Here is a 21,838-nt window from a genome sequence, read left to right on the forward strand (position 1 = left end):
CCCAATAAGGAATAAATGATGAAAAAGACTCTGCTTGTTTTATCTCTGCTGGCTACTGCAACAACTCAGGCTGATACAGGTAAAATTGTTTTTACGGGTAAACTCCAGGATACCACTTGCACTGTAACGGCGAGTCACACTGCCGTTAACATGGGTGCTGTCAAAACCGCTGTATTGGGCGCTGCAGGTAATACAGCTAACCCACAGGAAATTACTTTTGATTTCGCCGCATGTGGCGCTCTGACAAAAGCACGTGTTGCATTTGATGGTGTTCGCGATACAGCCGATACTGGATTGCATAAAAACACGGCTACTACACCTGCAGCTAATGTTGCTCTAGGGATTTATGAAGCCGATGGCGTGACGCCTGTGCCTTATTCAGTTTCGGCTAAAGATATCACCCTTTCAACAACAGGCTCGGCTAAATACATTGCCAAAATGGTGGCGACAGGTGAAGCCGAGGCGGGTAATTTCGAATCAAATGTAACTTACCACATATCGTACCTGTAATTACGACGGGAGGGTGTAGCCTCCCACTTTTTATTTATTGAGGAAAGTATTATGAACTGGGTAAAACCGGTGTGTTTACTCGCTATATTGTTTGGTTTTATTCAGCAAACCCATGCTAGCGTGGTACTCGGCGGGACGCGTGTTATTTTTGATGCGACAAAAAAAGAGGTGTCAACCCGAGTATACAATAATGATGATAAAGCCGTATTTTTAGTCCAATCATGGGTTGAGGATAAACACGGTCAAAAAGGTGATAAAGTTCCTTTCATGGTGACACCACCGCTGTTTCGATTGGCTGGTGGACAAGAGAATATGCTTCGTATTGTCCATACATCAAATACGCTGCCTCAGGATAAAGAGTCTCTGTATTGGCTAAGTGTTAAAGCAATCCCTTCAACAGTAAAAACAGATGAAAACCGTATAAATATTTCAATAAAAACGCGTATCAAGCTTATCTATCGCCCGACAAATTTAGCGGGTAATGCCGCCGATGCTTATAAAGAAATAAAGTTTTCGCGTGTAGGTAATGAGTTACAAGCCAATAACCCCACGCCTTATTATATTTCGATGCAGAGAGTCAGTGTGGGAGGGCAAGAGATAAAAGAAGCGATGATGCTTGAACCGGGAGAAACACAACGCTGGAAAATACCGCAGGGTGTACCTGCTCAGGTTGAATGGAATTCCATCAATGATTTTGGTGGGGTAATGCCTAACAGAAAAATTAATTTATAACATCAGCGTTTCTTTGTAAGAGTGCTGAAGCCTGCACGATCTATTTAAGAGAGAAATGGTCATGATGTTTTTTCACGAATATAATAAAACCACTTCCGCTCATGACCTTAACGTCCATACGTTTCGTTTCAGAAAAATTGCATTTTTAATCACTGCATTGTTTAATTCAACGTACTCATTTGCTGAGGAGTATTTTGAACTGGATGCCCTTGAGTTGCAAGATGGTGTTTCATCTGTTGATATTAGTCGATTTATTGGGCAGGGGCAGCAGGTTCCGGGGGTCTATCGAGTCGATATTTATCTTAATAATATCCTGATTGAAACGCGCGATGTTAATTTCTTAATAGTGGATAATAAGCTTGAGCCAGAATTTACTGTAAAAGATCTTGCGTTGCTTGGTGTGAGAGTGAGCGCTTATCCAGTATTAAGTCAAAAATCTCCAGATGAAAAAATCTCGAAACTGCAGGAGTTTTTACCGGGGGCTTTCAGCGTTTTCGATTTTAACCAACAAAGATTAGATATCAGTATTCCGCAAGCAGGTCTGGAAAGCAAAGCTCGTGATACGGTTGATCCTTTACTCTGGGATCAGGGCATAACTGCATTTATGCTCAACTACAGCATGAGCGGCGCAGACACCTATTCAAAAACAGGTGGAAATAATTCGCGCACGGCATTTGTTAATCTCCGTAGCGGTATAAACTGGCACGCCTGGCGTCTGCGCAATTACTCAACCTGGACCGAACAAAGTAGTAAAAAATGGAACACTTTAGGTACTCAGCTTGAGCGAGATATTCACAGCTTAAGAAGCCAGATGTCTTTGGGGGATGTCTGGACTCCTGGGCAAATTTTTGACAGTGTACAGCTGCGAGGCCTAAAACTGGCTTCGGATGACACAATGCTAGCTGATAGCCAGCGAGGCTATGCACCTGTCATTCGCGGTATCGCAAAATCTAATGCGCAGGTCACGGTTCGTCAGAACGGTCATATTGTTTATCAGGCCTACGTTCCGCCTGGAGCTTTTGAAATATCTGACCTCTACCCCACATCCAGCAGCGGTGATTTGCAGTTGACGATTACTGAAGCGGATGGAACTGAGTATGAGTCGGTCTATCCGTTTGCGGCGGTGCCGATTATGGTGCGCGAAGGGCAGATAAAATATGCCGTGACAGCCGGTAAATATCGTTCTACCACTGAGGGGGGAGAAACACCTGAAGTCGTTGAATCAACGCTCATCTACGGTTTGCCTTTCAGCTCAACCGTTTATAGTGGAACTCAGCAATCAAGTAATTATCAATCATTACTAATTGGAATCGGGCATAGTTTGGGTGATTGGGGCTCTGTATCATTTGATGGAACATATGCTCGTTCAAGATTGCCAAGTGGACAACGTTCTCAAGGACAATCATATCGATTTCAGTATTCAAAAAGCATTCTTAGCACCGGAACAAATTTTACTTTAGCCGGCTATCGCTATTCAACAAGCGGATTTTACGATCTCCGTGAAATCAATGAATTTGTTCTCGATGATGCAGGAAAAGTAAACCGAAATAACAACAGACGCAGTCGGGCTAATATTAGTGTCAGTCAAACGATAGGCAGTTTAGGTAGTGTTTATGTTAATGCTTATCAGCAAGAGTATTGGGGAGACCGAGGCCATGACCGCAGTATTAGTGCCGGGTTTGGTACCAATATCAATGGGATTGGTTACAACCTAAATTATGCTTACAGCCAGGGCCAGTCAGGGCGAGGCCACGATCAACAAATCGCATTAAGTATTCAGATACCTTTGAGTAAGTGGCTGCCTAATAGTTGGGCAACCATAAATACGTCAGCCAGAAAAGATGGCAGCAATAGTCAGCAGGTCGGGATAAGTGGTAGCGCTCTTGAAAATAACAACTTGCTTTATAGTGCTCAGCAAAGCTTTGCTAATCGCGCTACTGGAGAAAGTGGCACCTTAAACAGCAGTTATCGTGGTAGCAAAGGTAATTTAAATGTAGGCTACAATTATAGCCGTATGCAGCATCAATTGAATTATGGTGCGGAAGGTGCCGTGGTTATTCATCCTTATGGCATGACGCTGGCACGTCCGATTGGCGATACGGCAGTGCTCATTAAGGCCAAGGGGGCGCAGGGGATTAATGTTTACAACCAATCTGAAATAGCCACCGATAGCTGGGGTTATGCCGTTGTACCTTATGCCAGCGCATACCGTAAAAACAACATCGCTCTGGATACGGCTTCTATGCCGCATAATGTTGATGTTGATCAGCATTCGCGTCTTGTTATACCCACGCGCGGCGCGTTAGGGCTTGCAGAATTTACCACGCGTATCGGCAGTCGTGTGGTAATGAATCTCAGCTGGAATGGAAAACCAGTACCTTTTGGTGCTATGGCTTCACTGAAAAAAAACAAAGGTGAAGTAGATCATAACGGTATTGTCGGTCCTGATGGTCAGGTTTATTTTAGCGGCATGCCAGCTAAGGGGACTATCTTTGTTAAATGGGGATATGACAATAAACACCAATGTGAAACTGTATATACCTTACCGGAAAATAAATTAGATGATGTTCTGCAGTCCTTTAACGCGATTTGCAAATGAGATTAATAAAATGATTTTTCTGACAAAATTTATGCGGCATTGGTGTTTTAAATTATTTTTGATATGTGTGGCTGGATATTCATCATTGAGCCAGGCCGCTAACTGTACAGTGCATCCATCTTGGGATGGAGCGAAAATAAATATACATGCATCAGGAAATTATATCAATTATTCGGATAAGATTGCTTCATTTAATTCTTATTTTAATCATATTGGTAGTACGAAGATAGCTGATTGTATTACGCCAGAGCGTGTCATTATTGAAATAGTGCCTGGCCATTCAGCAACTCCGCAAGGCGTTATTTCTACGGACAATGGAGGGGTTGGGGTATATGGATATATTGGCACCGCGGCAATCGGTGTTGTTATTAAAAATACCCCGGTGACATTTGCGAGTGCATCATTAACACCTGAAGTATCTTCTGATTTTTATGTTGAAGCCAACTTCGTTAGAAAAGGGGGGGAGCCGTATGGTTTTGCTGAATTATCTGGTAATGTTTTTCAATTGCGTATGGAGGGTTCAGCAACTCCATTTGCAACAATAACGATGTCTGGATACATACATGTTCAGCGTCCAACGTGTATACTAAACACGAAAAATTTAACGGTTAATATGAGAAAGTTCAATTCTGGGGCCTTTAAATATAAGGGGCACTCACTGAATCCGCAACCTTTCAATATTGCAGTGGCATGTGACTTTAGTTCAATGAATGTGTACATGCAATTCTCCGGTGCTGCAGGTTCACTAGTCAGTGAGGGAGTTTTGGCTCCTACCTCGAGTAATCCGGTAACTGATGCCTCAGGTGTAGGTATTCAAATTATACATAATGACAAGCCTATAAAACTTAATGATGTATTTTATGTTCGCAGAGGCAGTGGATCTATACCGTTTATGGCGCGTTATTATCAAATGGAGTATGTAGTCAAATCCGGTAATTTTTCTGCGACGGGAACATTCACGATAACATATAATTAATTATATTTAATCAGTTTTTAACCCAGCCAGCGGCGCGCTTCATTATTACTGATATCACGATAATAGACTTTGTGAATGCGCTCACCACAGCGTTTGCACTGTGCCTGAATATGGGTTGAGTAGTGGATGCGCCCTGTGGGCGCGACCGCACCCTTGCGACTGACCACGATGTTGTGCCATTTATGAGCGTGCGGGATCCAACTGAAAAAATCTAATTTCATTCTCGCGTCCGGAAATGGGTGAGATGGCGTTTATGTCCGGAGGGGAATTAGGCCTTTTTTTGCCGTTGAATAGTTTGATGTTAATCAAACAAGAGTTACAGATACCTTAATTAACATTTTTTGGTATGAAAAGATTAATAAATTTATTTATTTATTGAATTTATATTTTAACGTCAATTGATCTGCATCCACATTCTATCCATTGTGGATAAATTCGAAAATCTCTTCAGCTTGATACAGCGCATTTTTCCTTGATCGCGCTGCCTCACGATTTACAATCCTTCACGCTCGCCTTATCCTGTGTGCGGCATGTTCACCATGCCATGACTCGGGGTGCCCCTGTTAAACAGGGCTGAGATACACCCGCTGACCTGATCTGGATAATGCCAGCGTAGGGAAGTCAGATGCCTGACCGCATTCGCCTTCTTGATCGCCGGTTGGGAGTTTTATGACACAGCCTGACCTTCTTACCTCCGCGCAACTCGCGCAATCCCTGCAGCTGCTGCGTCAGCAGGCACCGCTGGTGCACTGCATGACCAATGATGTGGTGCAAACCTTTACCGCCAATGTGCTGCTGGCTTTGCAAGCCTCTCCCGCGATGGTGATCGATGCCGAGGAAGCCGCGCAGTTCGTGAGTTTTGCCGATGCGCTGCTGATCAACGTCGGGACCTTAACCCGCGACCGTCGCGATGCGATGCTGGCGGCGGTGCAGTCAGCCTCTAAAGTCGGCACGCCATGGACGCTCGATCCGGTGGCCGTGGGCGCACTCTCATTCCGTACCGAATTCTGCCAGCAGTTGCTGAGCCTGCATCCCGCCGCGATTCGTGGTAACGCCTCGGAAATCCTCGTACTGGCTAACCAGGCTGCGGGCGGGCGCGGCGTGGACAGCGTGCATCAGGCCGATGCCGCACTGAGCGCGGCGCAACAGTTGGCACAGGATTACCACACGCTGGTGGCGGTCACCGGTGAAGTCGATTACGTCACTGATGGCAAACGCACGCTGGCCATTCCCGGCGGCAGCCCGCTGATGACGCGCGTGGTCGGCACCGGCTGTGCGCTTTCCGCCGTGGTCGCGGCGTTCAGCAGTTTGCCGGGCGACCGCTTGCAGCATGTGGCGGCGGCATGTCGCGTGATGTCGCTGGCGGGTGAGCAGGCGGCGCGTGCTGTTCAGGGACCTGGCAGCTTTGTCGCGGCTTTCCTCGATAACCTCTGGACGCTGGAGGTTGCCATATGAAACGCATCAACGCGTTGACCATTGCAGGCACTGACCCGAGCGGTGGCGCGGGCATTCAGGCCGATCTCAAAGCCTTCTCCGCGCTGGGTGCGTATGGCACCAGTGTGATCACCGCGCTGGTGGCGCAGAACACCTGCGGCGTGCAGTCGGTGTATCGCATTGAACCCAATTTCGTGGGCGCGCAACTGGATTCGGTGCTGGACGATGTGCGTATCAATGCCGCCAAAATCGGCATGCTGTCGGAAACCGCGATTGTCGAAGTGGTGGCCGAGCGGCTGAAACGCGCCAGCCTGCCGTTTGTGGTGCTGGATACGGTGATGATTGCCAAGAGTGGCGATCCGCTGCTGTCGCCGGATGCGGTCGCCAGCGTGCGTGAACTGCTGCTGCCGCAGGTGTCGTTGATCACGCCCAATTTGCCGGAAGCGGCTGCGTTACTGGGCCGTGATATGGCGCAGGATGAGAAAACCATGCTGATGCAGGGCGATGCGCTGCTGGATCTCGGTTGTGAAGCGGTATTGATGAAGGGCGGTCATCTTAGCGATGCTGAGAGCCCGGACTGGCTGATCACCCGCGCAGGACGTCAGCGCTTTACCGCACCGCGCGTCAATACGCGCCATACCCACGGCACCGGCTGTTCACTGTCCGCTGCTTTAGCGGCGCTGCGTCCACGTCACGATAACTGGGCGGACACAGTCACCGAAGCCAAAGCCTGGCTGCAGCAGGCCTTGCTGCACGCCGACTCGCTGGAAGTCGGCAAGGGCATTGGTCCGGTTCATCACTTCCATCAGTGGTGGTAGGGCAGCAGAACGGCCATTAGGGCGTGCCATTGCGTTGCAGGATTCAAACTGAAGGCCGCCCCTAGCAAGGTGGCAGAATTTTTTTACTGCGTATCCGTCTGAAAAATGGAGTCAGCAATTTGCCAGCCTGGCGCTTTTCGGTCCAGGCTGTTGGGGGCGAATCGGCCATTGCCGGTTCCATTCCAGCCATTTATTTCAGGAGCCAACATGACGGACATCGTACAGTTATTGGGCAAAGAAGCGGATTCACTTCTTCAACATCGCTGCATGACCATTCCAGCGGACAGCCTTTATTTACCGGGCGCGGATTTCGTCGATCGTGTGATGATCGACAACAATCGTTCTCCTGCCGTATTACGCAATATGCAAACCCTGTATAACACCGGTCGTCTGGCGGGCACCGGCTATCTGTCGATTCTGCCGGTCGATCAGGGCGTTGAGCACTCAGCGGGCGCCTCTTTTGCCGCCAACCCGGCTTACTTCGATCCGAAGAACATTGTTGAGTTGGCGATTGAAGCCGGCTGTAACTGCGTGGCATCCACCTATGGCGTGCTGGCTTCAGTATCACGCCGCTATGCACACCGTATTCCGTTTATGGTGAAACTGAACCACAACGAAACCCTGAGCTATCCCACCCAATACGATCAAACGCTGTATGCCAGCGTCGAGCAGGCATTCAACCTGGGTGCCATCGCGGTGGGCGCGACCATCTATTTTGGTTCTGAGCAATCTCGCCGTCAGATTGAAGAGATCTCGGCGGCCTTTGAGCGTGCGCATGAGCTGGGCATGGTGACCGTGCTGTGGGCCTATCTGCGCAATGATGGCTTCAAGAAAGACGGCGTGGATTACCATGCCAGCGCTGACTTGACCGGCCAGGCCAACCATCTGGCGGCGACCATTGGCGCAGATATCGTCAAGCAGAAAATGGCCGAGAACAACGGCGGCTACAAGGCGGTGAAATTCGGTCACACCGATGAGCGTGTCTACAGCAAGCTGACCACAGAGAACCCGATCGATCTGGTGCGATACCAGCTGGCAAACTGCTATATGGGCCGTGCGGGATTGATCAACTCTGGTGGCGCATCAGCCGGAGATACCGACATTGCCGAATCGGTGCGTACTGCGGTGATCAACAAACGTGCGGGCGGTATGGGGCTGATACTGGGCCGTAAGGCGTTTAAGAAGTCGCTGAAAGAGGGCGTACAGCTGATTAATGCGGTGCAGGATGTTTATCTGGCGAAAGATGTCACAATTGCGTAATTGATTGCCCAAATCCCTTCCCGCAAGCGGGAGGGGAATCGGTCAGCGGAGTAATGATTGGGGATTGATCGAGAGCATGGGGACGAAATCTTATCTGCAAAGCTCTCTATTGAGCGGCAACACGCGCTTCACTCGCTCGCCAATCGCACTTTGCTTGGGTCTCCCCCTTTATATGGGAGAGGACCAGGTTGAGGGCATCTAATCGCAGACAATCTAAGGCGCTTCAAACCACTCGCTATTACGCTCAGCAATCGGCGTGATGGTTAAAATCATCTCCTGCAGATGACGACGCATCGCCGCTTCTGCCGCCTCAACATCCTGCGCTTTTAACGCCTGGTAAATGTTTTCATGCTGCTGAATCAAGCTTTCCGGTGGCGACACTTCGCTCAATGTCAGGAAGCGCACGCGATCCATGGTGGCTTTGATGTTCTCCACTGTTTCCCACGCCAGCAGGCAGTTAATTCCTTCGGCAATCAGGCGGTGAAACTCATCGTCCAGCGCTAAGAATGCCTGGCTGTCGTGACGTTCTGCCGCCAGACGCTGCAACTGAAGATTGTGCTCCAGCGCCATCAAGCCCTCGGGGGTGATCTCCTGTGCAGCACGACGCACCACGGCGATCTCCACCGCTTCACGGATAAAACGACCGTCGGCCACACGCTGGGCGGAAATTTTACGCACGAAAGTGCCGCGCTGCGGCAGCACCTGCACCAGGCCCGCTTCCGCCAGTTTGATAAAAGCTTCGCGGACTGGCTGGCGCGACACATTGAAGCGCGCGGACACTTCTTTTTCCGACAGCAACGAGCCGGGATGAATGGCGCAGGTCACGATATCTTTGCGCAGATAACGATAGATCTGCTGATTTACGGGTTCGCTGGTGGTAATGGTATAGGCAATCGACATGCAGCAATATCCGTATTACGGCTGGCCTACGCCAGCCCGATGAGAAAGGTTCAGTCTAATCAGCACGCTGCATCTGCGCTACACATTTGTGAAGGCACTTATGCCTGTGTCACAAGGGCTTGTACCGTGGCGCGTGCACCTTGGGTATTAAGCTGGTTATACAACTCGGTGACGCGCGAGACAAAGGCGGTCTGATAACGTAAATCATCGCCAAATACCGCTTGTATCCGCAGTAAGGCTTCGACGCGCTGTGCACCCTCATCACTGTGCGCAACGATGCTCGCCAATTGTTCTTTCATTGGATCGCGAATCTCAATCGCCTGACCTTGCTCATCGACACCGCTCACGTAACGCATCCAGCCCGCCACACCCAGCAGCAGATAGTCACACGAGGTACCGTTACGCAGATGCCAGCGCACGCTGTCCAGCAAACGCTGTGGCAACTTCTGCGTGCCATCGGTGGCAATTTGATAAGTGCGATGCTTGATGGCGCGGTTTTCGTAGCGAGCGATCAGCGAGTCGGCATAGGCGGTGAGATCCACGCCCTGAGTACGCAGCGTCGGGGCCTGATCCTGTAACATCAGCGCGCGTGCCGCCGTGCGGAAGTGGTTATCGGCCATGCAATCGCTGATGTGTTCGTAGCCGGCGAGGAAGCCGAGATAGGCGAGGAACGAGTGGCTGCCGTTCAGCATGCGCAGCTTCATCTCTTCAAACGGCAATACATCACTCACCAGCTCAGCACCGGCATTTTCCCACGCCGGGCGGCCGTTAACGAAGTTATCTTCAATCACCCACTGGAAGAAAGGCTCGGCTTCTACCGCCACCGGATCGCTGCTGCCTAAGCGCGCTTCCAGCGCATCAAATGCCGCATCGGTCATGGCGGGAACGATGCGATCCACCATGGTGGAGGGGAAGGTGATGTGCGTTTGAATGTACTCTGCCAGTTCGTGGCTATGGCGTTCTGCCAGCTGGGTGACGACATTGCGCGTGACGTGACCGTTCTCTGGCATGTTGTCGCAGGACATTACGCTGAATGGCGTTAATCCACGTTCGCGGCGACGGATAATCGCCGCCAGAATCAGGCCCGGCAGCGAACGCGGCTGCGTGGGGTTTTCCAGGTCATGCACGATATCAGGATGATCCGGATTGAGCTTGCCGCTGGAAGGCATGTAGCAATAGCCTTTCTCGGTCACCGTCATCGAGACAATCGCCACATCTGGCTGGCTCATCGCCTCAATCACCGCATCAATGCCGTCGCCTTTGCCATGCAGCGCTTGCGTCACCACGCCAATCACGCGGGTGTGCAGGCTGCTATCGGCCATTTCGGTGAGGGTATAAAGCAGGTCTTGCTGACGCAGCGCCTGAATCAATGCGCCACTGTTGAGGTTCACTTCGCAGTAGCCCCAGTCGCTGCCTTTCGTTGCCAGTTTATCGGTCGCGAGCGCCTGATGGGCACGGTGAAAAGCACCAAAGCCGATATGTACCATGCGGGTTTTTAACTGGCTGCGGTCGTAAGCGGGACGTTGGACGTCGGCGGGGAGGCGATCAAGCTCTAACATGCGTTTTCCTTTTAGCAAACGGGGCGCTGAGCGCCCCATTATGGTCAATCTGTTATGCGGACACCGGTTTATCTACGGTCTTTGGGCTGCGAATCACAAACAGCACCAGCATCGCACCAATCCCGGCGACACAGCCCGCCAGAATAAAGGCGCTGTCGAATTTACCGGTGTGCTGCACGATATAGCCCGTGACAATCGGCCCAACAATCCCGGACAGGCTACCAATCAGATGGATAAAGCCACTGATGCTGCCGACACGGCTTTTGTGCACCACATCCTGAATAATCGCCCAGTAAATCGCACCGGTGATGTAGAGGAAGAAGATGGAGATCGACATCATGATCACCGCGGAATTCACCTCTTTAATCGTTCCCGCCAGTGCTACACAGATGGCGGCAGCCAGCAGCGAGACCACCAGGACAATTTTGCGCGACAACAGCAGCTTGCCGGTGATGTTGAAAATCTTATCCGAAATCCAGCCGCCCAATGCGAGGCCGACGAAGCCGACAATCCACGGGATCATGGTGGTGATACTCATCGACTTAATATCCAGACCGTGCGCCTGTACCAGATAAGCCGGGAACCAGCTCAGGAAGAAGAACAGAATATAGTTGTAGCAGAAGAAGGCGAAGGCCGTGACCAGGATAATCGGCTGGCGCAGGTAGTAACCCATACCGTGTGCTTTACCGGTCGGGTCGATGACATCAGCCGGTTCTTCTGCTTTCAGTTTCTCGACCAGCGCGCGCTCTTCTTCAGAGACTTTTTTGCTGCGCGCCGGGTTATCAGCGGCGAAGAAGAACCACAAACCCATCCACACCAGGCCAATCACACAGATCACCACGAACGCTGGACGCCAGCCAAATGACAACGCCAGATAACCCACAATCGGGCCTGCCACCGCGCCACCCAGCGGCGAACCGGCGCTGAGTAAGCCCATTGCGGTAGCAGCCTGTTTTTTCGGGAACCAGCCGTTAATCGCTTTGTTGGCAGAAGCGCAAATCGGGCCTTCTGCCATGCCGAAGAGCACACGCAGAATCATCATCGACCAGAAGCCAGTTGCCAGCGCGGTCATGCCGCAGAACAGCGACCACATACCGACGGCGGTGCCGAGCACGATAGTTGGGCCGAATTTATCGGTCGCCAGGCCACCGATAAAGTTAAACAGCGCGTAGCCAAAGAAGAAGCTACCGAAAATCATGCCGAACTGTTCGGCGTTGATCATCAGGTCTTTTTCTACCAGCGGTACAGTCAGAGAAAGGGCAATACGATCGAGGTAGTTGATCATATAAACCAGGAACAACAGCAGTACGAGGGTCCAGCGTAGATTCTTTAACATAGAAACTCCGTTTCCCATCATGCTTCAATCTGTTTCTGTGTGGCCTGTTTAATCTCATCCCCTTCGGGGATTGAAACACTTGCCGCTTTGATACAGCCTGAAGCATTGAGAGGATTATTATATTGGCCGGCGGGTACGCACCGGATTAAGGACACCTGGTGTGAAGATTAACTTAACCCATGTGCAGAATCACTTTGCAGCAGGTGCGCGGATCTTTTTCGAACAGCGTCATCGCTTTTTCAATCTCGGCCAGCGGGAAATAGTGGGTGACTAATTTCTCTGGCTGAATCTGACCTTTCTCCATCCACTCAATCACCTGCGGGAAGCGATTGCTGTTCAGGCGCGAGGTAAACAGTGATAACTCTTTGCTGGTTAACGCCTGCTGCGTGATGCTGCAAGGCTCACCGGAGAAGCCGAGCAGGCCAATACGCGCCGCCGGAGAGGCGAGGGCAGCGGCTTCTGCCAGAATGGTCGGATGGCAGGCGGCATCGATGATCAATGTTGGCTGCACGCCTTCCAGCTGTGCGGCCAGCGGAATCTCACTGTTGTTGAACACCTGATCAGCGCCATTTTCCTGCGCCAGCGCCAGACGTTCCGGCAGACGATCCACCACCAGCACTTTTTCCACGCCGTAGACGCCTTTCAGCACCTGAATGGCGGTTAAGCCCATCGGGCCTGCGCCGTAAATCAGCGCCACGTCATTGGCCTGCGGTTTGAGGAAGGCGGTGATGTTCGCCGCGATGGTGAACGGTTCCACCAGGCTGGCGAGTTTGTCCGGAATAGAAGCGGGCAGAGTAAAAGCGTTTTTAGCTGGAGCCACCGCAAATTCGCTGAAACCACCGTCACGGTGCACACCGATTACCTGCAGTTCTTTGCAGACGTTTGGGCGACCGATGGAGCAGGGGTAGCAGTGTCCGCAGCTGACGACCGGATCCACCGCCACACGCTCGCCGATACGCGCGGCATCCACGCCTTCACCCACCGCATCGATCAAGCCAAAGAATTCGTGGCCAATCACGCGCGGGTATTTGGCGAATGGGTTGTGGCCGTGCCAGATGTGCACATCTGAACCGCAGATACTGGCAAACTGCACTTTGACGCGCACTTCGCCTGCGGCTGGTTCAGGCAATGCGCGTTCTGCCACTACCAATTCACCCGGTTGTTCAATTACGACACTTTTCATCATCTACTCCTTGCCAGATACACACTTAATCGGTGGATTTGGCAGCAACGGGAATGCAATGAATGAAAAATACGCTTGCTAATACTACCATACAAGTCGGCGTTAAAGAGTTGTGAAGAGAGTCACAGAGTGCAGGAAGAGGGAGCGAAGAACTGTGGCAGTTTGGGAGATGGGGCAGTGGAGTTGGAGTGGGGCTGAAATATGCAGAGATTTGAGATGTGGGATTTTTAGTTTGGGTTGAGATTCCCAGGCAGGCCGAAGATATTCAAACAGGGTTGAGGTGTTGAGTGGGCTGCGATGTTCAGACTGATATGAGGTCTTCAAGCTATGTTGGGGTGTTGAATTGGGTTTGAGATGTTCAGGCTGTGATGAGATGTGCAGGTTTGGCTGAGATTTTCAGATTGAGCCGACAATGACTTTAGATAGGACATCGCCCAACTATTCCATTCATCGCCTCCCAAATTGCAGGCATAAAAAAAGCAGCCTGATAGGCTGCTCTTTTCAAGAATTTGGCTCCTCTGACTGGACTCGAACCAGTGACATACGGATTAACAGTCCGCCGTTCTACCGACTGAACTACAGAGGAATCGTTTGGAACGGGGCGCATAGTAACGAGCAGGCTCTGGGTTGTCAAAGGCCTTTTCTACATTTTTAACTAACTGCTGAATAAAGCGTCAATTTTGCGATTCTCTCGGCCATAGCACGCTGAATCACCCCCCATGACGGGATGCTTTGTGATGCAAGTCACTAATGTTATGCAAAATTACATTCTGATTTGTCGATTTTGTCAGATACCTCGCATGTATGATCACAGATATTTCATTTCGCCGTTGTGGCGGCCAAAAGCGAAACATATATTCCAGAACAATTCCCACCCACAACTCCAGGTGCAGCATGAACAAAGTCAGAATCGGAATGATCGGCAGTGGTTACATTGGTCGTTGTCACGCCATTGCTTACGCGCAGGCTCCCACTGTTTTTGCGCTGAAAGGCGAAATCGTGCGTGAAATGCTGGCAGAGGTGAATCCTGAACTGGCCACGAAACAGGCGGCAACCTTTGGCTTTGACCGATCAACCGGCGACTGGCACGAGCTGGTGCGCGATCCCAATATTGATGTGGTCGACATCTGTGCCCCGAACTTCCTGCACAAAGAGATGGCGCTGGAAGCGATCCGTAACGGCAAACACGTTTACTCTGAGAAGCCGCTCTCGTTGTCTGTGGCAGATGCAGAAGAGATGGTGCAGGCCGCGCAGCAGGCAGGCGTCAAAACGCTGGTGGGCTTCAACTATATGAAAAACCCGACCAGCCAACTGGCGCGTGAAATCATTGCGCGTGGTGAAATTGGTGAAGTGATTCATTTCTACGGCACGCATAACGAAGATTATCTGGCACGCCCGGAAACCCCGCTTGACTGGCACTGCCAGAAAGCGCTGGCCGGCTTGGGTGCGTTAGGCGATCTGGCGGCGCATATCGTCAACATGGCGCACTATCTGGTGGGCGACATCGAAGAAGTCAGCGGCGATATGATGACGGTAATTAAACAGCGGCCCGATCCCAAAGACCATTCACGTCTGCTGCCGGTAGAGAACGAAGATCAGGCCAGCGCGCTGCTGCGCTTTAAAAACGGTGCGCACGGCGTGTTTGAAACCTCGCGTATCGCCTGTGGCAGCAAAATGGGTCTCACCTACGTGGTCACCGGCACCAAAGGTACGCTACGCTACACCCAGGAGCGCATGGCCGAGCTGGAGTTGTATATCCATGATGAGCCTGCTGGACGTCAGGGCTTCAAAACCATTCTGACTGGCCCGGCCCATCCGGATTACGCCAACTTCTGCGTATCAGCGGGTCACGGTATTGGTTTTAACGATCAGAAAACCGTTGAGATCCGTGACTTGATCAATGGTATCGCAGCCGGCGATCGTATGTGGCCAGATTTTGCCGAAGGTTTGCAGGTGCAGAAGGTATTAGAAGCGGTAGCAGTATCCGCCGTCGAACGTCGCTGGATGAAGGTGTAACGCCCTACTGCAGCACGCACTCAAGTTAATGAGCAGGCTGGGGTCGGTTTGGGGATGGCATTTCGCAGCGCTGAACGGAATGAGGAAGCCAGGAGAGCCAGCATGGATGCTGGCGAAAGGCGCAGCCGGAACAGGGATGTTCCGTCTGCGCCGGTCCGTCCGGCTGACGAGTGAAGTGAAGGCACCGCGTCAGCGGCGCGAGGACCGCCAGCCCCAAACCGACCCCAGACTGCGTTATCACCAGCAACCCAGACTGCGTTATCACCAGCAACCCAGACTGCGTTATCACCAGCAACCCAGGCTGCATCACCACCAGCAATCCAGACTGCATTTCACCCGCCTCTAACCAACAAACATCACGCCAGTAGCGGGCACTGCGGCGGCAGGCGGCAGCTCAGCGCGCCTGGCATCACTTCAATTTCAAATTCGCTGCCGGTCAGCGGTTCGCCATCCAGATTGAACGTCATCTCGTGCGGTGAACGAATGCTCAGCGACTGCAACTGCGCCGAGACAATATTCGGATTCTCATCATTACGCGTCAGCGAATGCAGCAACGTCGGCAACAACTCCTGCGCGGTGACGATGCTCAGATTCAGCTGCCCATCATTGATCAACGCATCCGGACACAGCTTCTGTCCGCCACCTGCCTGACGACCATTACCAATGCCGATCACCAGTGCATCACCTTGCCACTCAAATCCCGGACCGCTGATCTCACAGCTATCCGGCTTCAGCGCATCCACTCGCATCAAACCATGAATAAAATAGGACACGCCGCCTAAAGCCGATTTCAATTTCTCCGGCGTCTCCGTGGTAATACGCGTGCCAAAGCCGCCGGTCGCCATATTGATAAAGTAGCGATCGCCATTTACACGCGCCAAATCAATCGCGCTGGCTTTACCCAACACCGCCAGACGCAGCGCCGGTTCCATCTCCTCTGGAATCCCCACGCTGGTGGCGAAATCATTGGCCGTACCAAGCGGCAGAATACCCAGTGCTGGACGCTGCTCTGCAGGCACTGCCGCCAGCGCTGTGGCGATTTCATTGATGGTGCCATCGCCGCCGCCCGCTACCACGGTTTCAGCCTGCAACGCCACCGCTTCCTGCACGTAACGGTCACCGTCGCCCTTTTCCCAGGTCACGCGTACCGCCAGATTAAAACCTTCATCGCGCAGCGTATTCACCGCCGCACGCAAATCTTCATTGCCCGCGCCTTTCCCATTGAGGATCAGCAGCGTCAGTGGTTTATTTTGCATAATCAGTTCCTTGAGGCGAAATACGATGCAGAGGTTATAGCATAGGTGGGCGAGGAACTTTATCGGCGGGCGATGAAAAAAAGAAAACCCGCACGGGGGAGCCGGGCGGGTGAATGAGGTGGTTCCTGGTACTACCTGCTGTTTATTGTTACTCGTTAGCAGCAGGCGGGATTCTAAAGCGAGGCGCAGCGGCGGTCTGTGATCCTGTTCTAACTTCGCGCCTTTCTTTTCATTATGTGCGCTTTTTTCCGTGCGGATCGTAGGTGCTGTTGCCGTCAGTGAAATTACGCATTAACAAAGCAAAGGCCAGATCCACTGATTCCGGCACCGGGATCCACACCTTATGTCCATCTCCCGGCGCGACATCTACCGCTGCACCTTTATCATTTTGCATCGATTCCAGCGTACAGTTCAGGTTGCCCTGCGGCGTCATGATCTCCACAGAATCGCCGAGCAAAAACTTATTCTTCACGGCAATTTGCGCCCAGTCGCCGCGACGTTCACCGGTAAACTCTCCCACAAACTGCTGGCGCTCGGATACCGAGAAACCCTGTTCATAGTTCTGATAACTGTCATGCGTATGACGACGCAGGAAACCTTCGGTATAGCCACGATGCGCCAAACCTTCCAGCGTCTCCAGCAGCGCCGGATCGAACGGCTTGCCCGCTGCCGCATCATCAATAGCACGACGATACACCTGCGCGGTGCGGGCGCAGTAGTAGAAGGATTTAGTGCGGCCTTCAATTTTCAGCGAATGTACGCCCATCTGACTCAAACGCTCAACGTGTGCCACCGCGCGCAAATCCTTTGAGTTCATGATGTAAGTGCCGTGCTCATCTTCAAAGGCACTCATCACTTCACCGGGCTTCATCTTCTCTTCTAACAAGAATACACGGTCGGTCGTCGCGCCAACGCCCAGCGTGGGCTCCTGCACCTCAACCGGCTGATGGAAGCCGACAATATTGCCCACCTCATCCTGTTTGCCTTCTTCCACTTTGTATTCCCAGCGGCAGGCGTTAGTGCAGGTTCCCTGATTCGGATCGCGCTTATTGAGATAACCGGAAAGCAGACAGCGCCCGGAGTAGGCCATGCACAGTGCGCCGTGTACGAAGATCTCAATCTCCATTTCTGGCACCTGCTGGCGAATCTCAGCAATCTCATCCAGCGACAGCTCGCGCGACAAGATCACGCGGGTCAGCCCCATTTGCTGCCAGAACTTCACCGTCGCCCAGTTCACCGCATTGGCCTGCACCGACAGATGAATCGGCATCTCCGGAAAAGCTTCACGCACCAGCATAATCAGGCCGGGATCGGACATAATCAGCGCATCGGGCTGCATCTCCACCACCGGCGTCAGGTCGCGGATAAAGGTTTTCAGCTTGGCGTTATGCGGCGCGATGTTCACCACCACGTAAAATTTCTTGCCCAGCTGGTGCGCTTCTTCAATGCCCTTGGCCAGCACTTCGTGGGTGAATTCATTATTACGCACGCGCAGGCTGTAGCGCGGTTGACCGGCATACACCGCGTCTGCGCCATAGGCAAAGGCATAGCGCATATTCTTCAGCGATCCCGCTGGAGAAAGGAGTTCGGGTTTAAACATGGAGGGAATTCTCACTGATGTCAGGTCAGCATGCCATCGGCGATGGCAGGTGCATGAGCCGCATCAAACGGCCCTGCAAAAGGTGGGGAATTGTAGGCAGGGCCGCCGCTGAAGTAAATTGATCTACATCAAGCGAGCGCTACATCAGGCGACAGACGTCCGCTTCCCAGCGATAGCCCATGCCGTACACCGCGCGAATAAACGGCTGCTCCGCATCAAGGTTTTCCAGCTTGCGTCGCAGGTTTTTGATATGGCTATCGATAGTACGGTCGGTGACCACGCGATAATCGTCATAAAGATGATTCAGTAACTGTTCGCGCGAGAACACTTTACCCGGCTCCAGCGCCAGGGTTTTCAGCAAGCGGAATTCAGCAGGCGTCAGTTCCAGTTGCTGTTCGCGCCAGCTGGCCTGAAAACGCCCTTCATCAATCAGCAGATGCGAGGCGAGCTGCGCTTCTTCCGGCGAACGTTTTACACGGCGCAAAATGGTTTTCACGCGCGCCACCACCTCACGCGGGCTGAACGGTTTGCAGATGTAATCATCCGCGCCGATTTCCAGCCCCAGCAGGCGGTCGATCTCCTCGGTGCGTGCTGTCACCATAATGATCGGCAGCTCAGAGAAACGGCGGATTTCACGACACAGCGTTAAGCCATCGCGACCCGGCAGCATCAAATCCAGCAGCATCAAATCCGGCGGTGAGTGCTGCACGTAGTTCAGCACTTCATTGCCATCGGCAATATGGTGGGTGCGATAGTTGGACGCCTGCAGATAATCGATCATCAGCTGCGCCAGTTTCGGTTCGTCTTCAACAATAAGAATCAGGGGATCGTGATTATCCGGGCTCATAAGCTATTTCTGGTGAGGAACATACGGCAAGTTTAGCGCGATTTGCAGCCCACCTAAATCAGAGTGCTCCGCAGAAATGCTGCCGCTATGTGCTTCAACAATGTTTTTACAGATCGCCAGGCCCAATCCAGAGCCGCCGCTGGCGCGATTGCGTGAACTTTCAGCACGGAAAAAACGCTCAAAAAGATGTGCCTGATGTTCAGCATCGACGCCGGGCGCGCTGTCGGCAAATCGCAACTTCCAGTATTCGCCGTGTTGCTGCAGGCTGACCCGTACTTCGCCACCGGCATCGGTATAACGTAGGCTGTTCTCCAGCAGATTGGTAAACAACTGCATCAAACGATCCGGATCGCCAAAACTTTCCGCTTTGGTCGGCAGTGCAAGGGTGAGGGTTAAATCCCGGCTGCGATAGCGTTCGCCAAAGCTGCCTGCCACCACTTCCAGCAGATTCACCACATCCACCGGCTGTTTGCGATAGGCGAGGGCGCCCGCGTCAGACAGCGACAGCTGATGCAAATCATCCACCAGTTTAGTGAGCACCACCACTTCACTCTGCAGTGAGGTGATGGCTTCCGGCGTCAGCTTGCGCACACCATCCTGCATCGCTTCCAGCTCACCGCGCATGATCGCCAGCGGTGTGCGCAGCTCGTGGGAGATATCGGCCATAAAGGCGCGGCGATTGCTTTCGTTCTTCTCCAGAGAACTGGCGAGCTGGTTAAAATCGCGCGCCAGTTGGCCAATTTCATCACTGCTGCCCACTTCCACGCGTGTGGAGAATTTGCCTGCCGCCAGTTCATGGGTGCCATCCACCAGCCGTTTCACCGGGGCCAATAAGCCGCGCGCCAGTAACCAGGTGACCAGCGCCGCCAGCAGCGTAGTGAGCGTGACGATCATCCAGCTGGTGCGCCGCTGTTGCAAATCAAAGTTGATATCGGTACTGCGCGTCAGCCTCTCAGCGGGCGAGGCGATCACCCAACCCACCACTTTGCCGGTGCTGGTGGTGATGTTGCGCCGCGTGCCTTCCGGCGGCACCGGCGAGTGTGGCCCGGACAAGACCTTATACTGCTGATCGATAATCCAGAACTGAGTGCGCCAGCCGTGTGGCGGCAACTGCGTACTGCTGCCGGGGTTCTGTTCCATCGATCGCAGAATGGTGAAAATCAGCCGATCGTTGTTACGCAAAAAATCCCAGTCGCCGTGCTGCTCGTACTGATCCGCCAGCGCATCGCTTAGCAGGGTTAAACGCTGTTCATTGCCTTTCTTGATGTAATCAACAAAACCATGCTCAAAGCTGAGGCGCACGCCCCAGTGCATGGTGATGATCACCAGCATGCAGGTGGAAAATATCGCCACAAACAGCTTGGCGCCAATGCCGAGTTTCACCGGCTGCTTCATGCTTTTCTCCTGCCTCTGAGATCCACGTTCTTACTCACATCTTTGGGTACGCGCCAGAACACCAGAGCTGGCAACACAATCACCAGCGCCATGCACAGATAGGTATAAATAAAGGTTTGATGCGCGGCCGCGCTGTTGGTCACGGCACCGTGGGCGAACGCACCCAGCAGCAAGCCTGCCACCGTGACGCCAATACTCATCGACAGCTGCATGATCATTGAGAGCAGGCTATTGCCGCTCGAAGCCAGATCATCCGGCAACTCTTTCAGGGTTAAGGTGTTCATCGAGGAGAAGCGGATGGCATTCACCATCCCTTGCAGCAGCAAGACCACTGGCAGCATCCACACCCATCCGAGCAGCGCCACTGCCGGAAACAGCAACACCACCAGCGCCAGTGCGATAGTCGCCCCGACCAGCGCATTGCGATAGCCAAACAGGTTAACGATGCGCACCACCACGCGTTTGGTGCCCATATTGCCCAGCACCATCGGAATCATCATTAAACCCGCGTGGAACGGGCTGTAGCCGAGGCCCACCTGCAAAAAGATCGGTGTCATAAAGGGCAGCATGCCGCTACCGATGCGTCCGGTGAAACTGCCGAGCAGGCCAATCGAGTAGATGCGGTTGTCGAACAGCTTCAGGCTAAACAGCGCGTTGTCGTTGTTGCGGCCGTGCATCAGGTAAAACAGCAGGGAGAACACGCCGACCAGAATCAGTGCGCCGAGCAGCAGCGGGGAGCCGCCGGTGCTGCGCTGGCCGTCGAGCGCCAGCGTCAGGGTCGCCATGCCCACTGCCAGCAGCACGAAGCCGAGAAAATCAAAACGTTTGGTTTGCATGGTGTAATTCGGCATCAGCATCAGCGTAGCAATCGCGCCGATGATGCCGACCGGAATATTAATCAGGAAGATCCAGTGCCAGCTGGCGTACTGCACCAAAATCCCGCCCAGCGCCGGACCGAGCAGCGGACCGATTTGCCCCGGCGTGGTCACAAAGGTCATCGCCGACATGTACTGCTCGCGCGGCACAATTTTCATCACCGTCAAACGCCCGACCGGCACCATCATCGCCCCGCCGACGCCTTGCACCACGCGCGCCATCACCAGCTGATCGAGCGAGGTAGAGAAGGCGCACAGCAGCGAACCGATGCTGAACAGCACAATGGCGCAGAAGAAAATGTTACGCACGCCAAAGCGATCCGCCAGCCAGCCGCTGATCGGCAACGTCACGGCCACCGTCAGCACATACGACACGATCACCGAGTGCATGTTGAGTGGGCTGACATTGAGGTCACGCGCCATTGAAGGGATGGCGGTGTTGACGATAGTGGTATCCAGCGCCTGCATAAAAAAGCCGAAGGCGACGATCCACAGCTGCCAGCGCACGGTAGCGGTTTGCGAGTTCATGAAGATTACCGTTA

18 protein-coding genes, 1 tRNA gene and 1 riboswitch are annotated in these 21,838 nt (G+C 52.8%); of the genes, 8 read left to right on the forward strand and 11 right to left on the reverse strand.

From position 1 onward, the window contains the following. Window positions 1-18 precede the first annotated feature (18 nt). The 4 genes from FD744_RS08845 to FD744_RS08860 all read left to right on the forward strand — a co-directional run bounded on the left by FD744_RS08845 (window position 19) and on the right by FD744_RS08860 (window position 4,817). Window positions 19-510: a fimbrial protein gene (locus FD744_RS08845; RefSeq protein WP_160868011.1), complete on the forward strand. Its 492-nt coding sequence runs from the start codon at window positions 19-21 to the stop codon at window positions 508-510. Window positions 511-561: 51 nt separating this feature from the next. After that, a complete protein-coding gene (locus FD744_RS08850; protein ID WP_160868012.1) occupies window positions 562-1,242 on the forward strand; it encodes a molecular chaperone in 681 nt (226 codons plus the stop codon). A gap of 61 nt (window positions 1,243-1,303) precedes the next feature. Continuing rightward, window positions 1,304-3,841 (forward strand): fimbria/pilus outer membrane usher protein, encoded by a 2,538-nt coding sequence (locus FD744_RS08855; protein WP_237449377.1) that lies wholly within the window; start codon window positions 1,304-1,306, stop codon window positions 3,839-3,841. A gap of 10 nt (window positions 3,842-3,851) precedes the next feature. Further along, window positions 3,852-4,817: a fimbrial protein gene (locus FD744_RS08860; RefSeq protein WP_160868013.1), complete on the forward strand. Its 966-nt coding sequence runs from the start codon at window positions 3,852-3,854 to the stop codon at window positions 4,815-4,817. Window positions 4,818-4,834: 17 nt separating this feature from the next. On the opposite strand, the gene FD744_RS08865 is transcribed toward FD744_RS08860, so the two are convergent. Then, complete coding sequence (locus FD744_RS08865; RefSeq protein ID WP_160868014.1) at window positions 4,835-5,038, reverse strand: hypothetical protein; 204 nt, start codon at window positions 5,036-5,038, stop codon at window positions 4,835-4,837. Between the two features lie 319 nt (window positions 5,039-5,357). After that, window positions 5,358-5,453: riboswitch (TPP riboswitch) on the forward strand. 33 nt (window positions 5,454-5,486) lie between these two features. Between FD744_RS08865 and thiM the strand changes: the two genes are divergently transcribed. The 3 genes from thiM (at window position 5,487) to fbaB (ending at window position 8,329) form a co-directional block, all read left to right on the forward strand. Continuing rightward, the gene (gene thiM / locus FD744_RS08870) at window positions 5,487-6,272 is read left to right on the forward strand and encodes a hydroxyethylthiazole kinase (RefSeq protein WP_160868015.1); all 786 of its coding nucleotides are present in this window, start codon (window positions 5,487-5,489) and stop codon (window positions 6,270-6,272) included. Continuing rightward, window positions 6,269-7,069: a bifunctional hydroxymethylpyrimidine kinase/phosphomethylpyrimidine kinase gene (thiD, locus tag FD744_RS08875; protein WP_160868016.1), complete on the forward strand. Its 801-nt coding sequence runs from the start codon at window positions 6,269-6,271 to the stop codon at window positions 7,067-7,069. The genes thiM and thiD overlap by 4 nt, the downstream gene beginning before the upstream one ends. A 207-nt stretch (window positions 7,070-7,276) precedes the next feature. Beyond that, window positions 7,277-8,329 (forward strand): class I fructose-bisphosphate aldolase, encoded by a 1,053-nt coding sequence (gene fbaB, locus FD744_RS08880; protein ID WP_045832840.1) that lies wholly within the window; start codon window positions 7,277-7,279, stop codon window positions 8,327-8,329. A 213-nt stretch (window positions 8,330-8,542) separates the two neighbouring features. Here fbaB and FD744_RS08885 read toward each other — a convergent pair whose 3' ends face one another. The 5 genes from FD744_RS08885 to FD744_RS08905 form a co-directional block, all read right to left on the reverse strand. Beyond that, the gene (locus tag FD744_RS08885; protein WP_034824871.1) at window positions 8,543-9,229 is read right to left on the reverse strand and encodes a GntR family transcriptional regulator; all 687 of its coding nucleotides are present in this window, start codon (window positions 9,227-9,229) and stop codon (window positions 8,543-8,545) included. Between the two features lie 98 nt (window positions 9,230-9,327). Then, window positions 9,328-10,788 carry a mannitol dehydrogenase family protein gene (locus FD744_RS08890; RefSeq protein WP_160868017.1) on the reverse strand — a complete coding sequence of 487 codons (1,461 nt, stop codon included), beginning with the start codon at window positions 10,786-10,788 and terminating at the stop codon, window positions 9,328-9,330. 52 nt (window positions 10,789-10,840) lie between these two features. Beyond that, window positions 10,841-12,124, reverse strand: a complete 1,284-nt coding sequence (locus FD744_RS08895; protein WP_160868018.1) for an MFS transporter — start codon at window positions 12,122-12,124, stop codon at window positions 10,841-10,843. Between the two features lie 172 nt (window positions 12,125-12,296). Continuing rightward, window positions 12,297-13,307 carry a Zn-dependent oxidoreductase gene (locus FD744_RS08900; protein ID WP_160868019.1) on the reverse strand — a complete coding sequence of 337 codons (1,011 nt, stop codon included), beginning with the start codon at window positions 13,305-13,307 and terminating at the stop codon, window positions 12,297-12,299. Window positions 13,308-13,817: 510 nt separating this feature from the next. After that, window positions 13,818-13,893 (reverse strand) — tRNA-Asn (locus FD744_RS08905). Between the two features lie 308 nt (window positions 13,894-14,201). Between FD744_RS08905 and FD744_RS08910 the strand changes: the two genes are divergently transcribed. Next, window positions 14,202-15,323 carry a Gfo/Idh/MocA family protein gene (locus FD744_RS08910; protein ID WP_160868020.1) on the forward strand — a complete coding sequence of 374 codons (1,122 nt, stop codon included), beginning with the start codon at window positions 14,202-14,204 and terminating at the stop codon, window positions 15,321-15,323. 356 nt (window positions 15,324-15,679) lie between these two features. Here the strand turns inward: FD744_RS08910 and yegS are convergent, their stop codons facing one another. The 5 genes from yegS to FD744_RS08935 form a co-directional block, all read right to left on the reverse strand. Beyond that, window positions 15,680-16,579, reverse strand: coding sequence for a lipid kinase YegS (gene yegS / locus FD744_RS08915; RefSeq protein ID WP_034824860.1), 900 nt, complete (start codon window positions 16,577-16,579; stop codon window positions 15,680-15,682). 232 nt (window positions 16,580-16,811) lie between these two features. Continuing rightward, window positions 16,812-18,179, reverse strand: coding sequence for a tRNA 5-hydroxyuridine modification protein YegQ (yegQ, locus tag FD744_RS08920; RefSeq protein ID WP_058961409.1), 1,368 nt, complete (start codon window positions 18,177-18,179; stop codon window positions 16,812-16,814). Between the two features lie 139 nt (window positions 18,180-18,318). Further along, window positions 18,319-19,026, reverse strand: coding sequence for a two-component system response regulator BaeR (baeR, locus tag FD744_RS08925; RefSeq protein ID WP_097116631.1), 708 nt, complete (start codon window positions 19,024-19,026; stop codon window positions 18,319-18,321). A gap of 3 nt (window positions 19,027-19,029) precedes the next feature. Next, window positions 19,030-20,421, reverse strand: coding sequence for a two-component system sensor histidine kinase BaeS (baeS, locus tag FD744_RS08930; RefSeq protein WP_160868021.1), 1,392 nt, complete (start codon window positions 20,419-20,421; stop codon window positions 19,030-19,032). Beyond that, window positions 20,418-21,824, reverse strand: coding sequence for an MFS transporter (locus tag FD744_RS08935; RefSeq protein WP_160868022.1), 1,407 nt, complete (start codon window positions 21,822-21,824; stop codon window positions 20,418-20,420). Before FD744_RS08935 ends, baeS begins: the two co-directional genes overlap by 4 nt. Window positions 21,825-21,838: the final 14 nt, after the last annotated feature.

Source organism: Pantoea sp. Taur (assembly GCF_009830025.1).
Taxonomy (GTDB): Bacteria; Pseudomonadota; Gammaproteobacteria; order Enterobacterales; family Enterobacteriaceae; genus Pantoea; species Pantoea communis.

Bases quoted from the DNA above. Each gene is read 5' to 3' on its own strand.
- FD744_RS08855 (WP_237449377.1), top strand. From the start codon at position 1,304: ATGATGTTTTTTCACGAATATAATAAAACCACTTCCGCTCATGACCTT.
- baeR (WP_097116631.1), bottom strand. From the start codon at position 19,026: ATGAGCCCGGATAATCACGATCCCCTGATTCTTATTGTTGAAGACGAA.
- FD744_RS08845 (WP_160868011.1), top strand. From the start codon at position 19: ATGAAAAAGACTCTGCTTGTTTTATCTCTGCTGGCTACTGCAACAACT.
- thiD (WP_160868016.1), top strand. From the start codon at position 6,269: ATGAAACGCATCAACGCGTTGACCATTGCAGGCACTGACCCGAGCGGT.
- FD744_RS08935 (WP_160868022.1), bottom strand. From the start codon at position 21,824: ATGAACTCGCAAACCGCTACCGTGCGCTGGCAGCTGTGGATCGTCGCC.
- yegS (WP_034824860.1), bottom strand. From the start codon at position 16,579: ATGCAAAATAAACCACTGACGCTGCTGATCCTCAATGGGAAAGGCGCG.
- baeS (WP_160868021.1), bottom strand. From the start codon at position 20,421: ATGAAGCAGCCGGTGAAACTCGGCATTGGCGCCAAGCTGTTTGTGGCG.
- FD744_RS08860 (WP_160868013.1), top strand. From the start codon at position 3,852: ATGATTTTTCTGACAAAATTTATGCGGCATTGGTGTTTTAAATTATTT.
- FD744_RS08895 (WP_160868018.1), bottom strand. From the start codon at position 12,124: ATGTTAAAGAATCTACGCTGGACCCTCGTACTGCTGTTGTTCCTGGTT.
- FD744_RS08890 (WP_160868017.1), bottom strand. From the start codon at position 10,788: ATGTTAGAGCTTGATCGCCTCCCCGCCGACGTCCAACGTCCCGCTTAC.
- fbaB (WP_045832840.1), top strand. From the start codon at position 7,277: ATGACGGACATCGTACAGTTATTGGGCAAAGAAGCGGATTCACTTCTT.
- thiM (WP_160868015.1), top strand. From the start codon at position 5,487: ATGACACAGCCTGACCTTCTTACCTCCGCGCAACTCGCGCAATCCCTG.
- FD744_RS08885 (WP_034824871.1), bottom strand. From the start codon at position 9,229: ATGTCGATTGCCTATACCATTACCACCAGCGAACCCGTAAATCAGCAG.
- FD744_RS08910 (WP_160868020.1), top strand. From the start codon at position 14,202: ATGAACAAAGTCAGAATCGGAATGATCGGCAGTGGTTACATTGGTCGT.
- FD744_RS08850 (WP_160868012.1), top strand. From the start codon at position 562: ATGAACTGGGTAAAACCGGTGTGTTTACTCGCTATATTGTTTGGTTTT.
- FD744_RS08900 (WP_160868019.1), bottom strand. From the start codon at position 13,307: ATGAAAAGTGTCGTAATTGAACAACCGGGTGAATTGGTAGTGGCAGAA.
- yegQ (WP_058961409.1), bottom strand. From the start codon at position 18,179: ATGTTTAAACCCGAACTCCTTTCTCCAGCGGGATCGCTGAAGAATATG.
- FD744_RS08865 (WP_160868014.1), bottom strand. From the start codon at position 5,038: ATGAAATTAGATTTTTTCAGTTGGATCCCGCACGCTCATAAATGGCAC.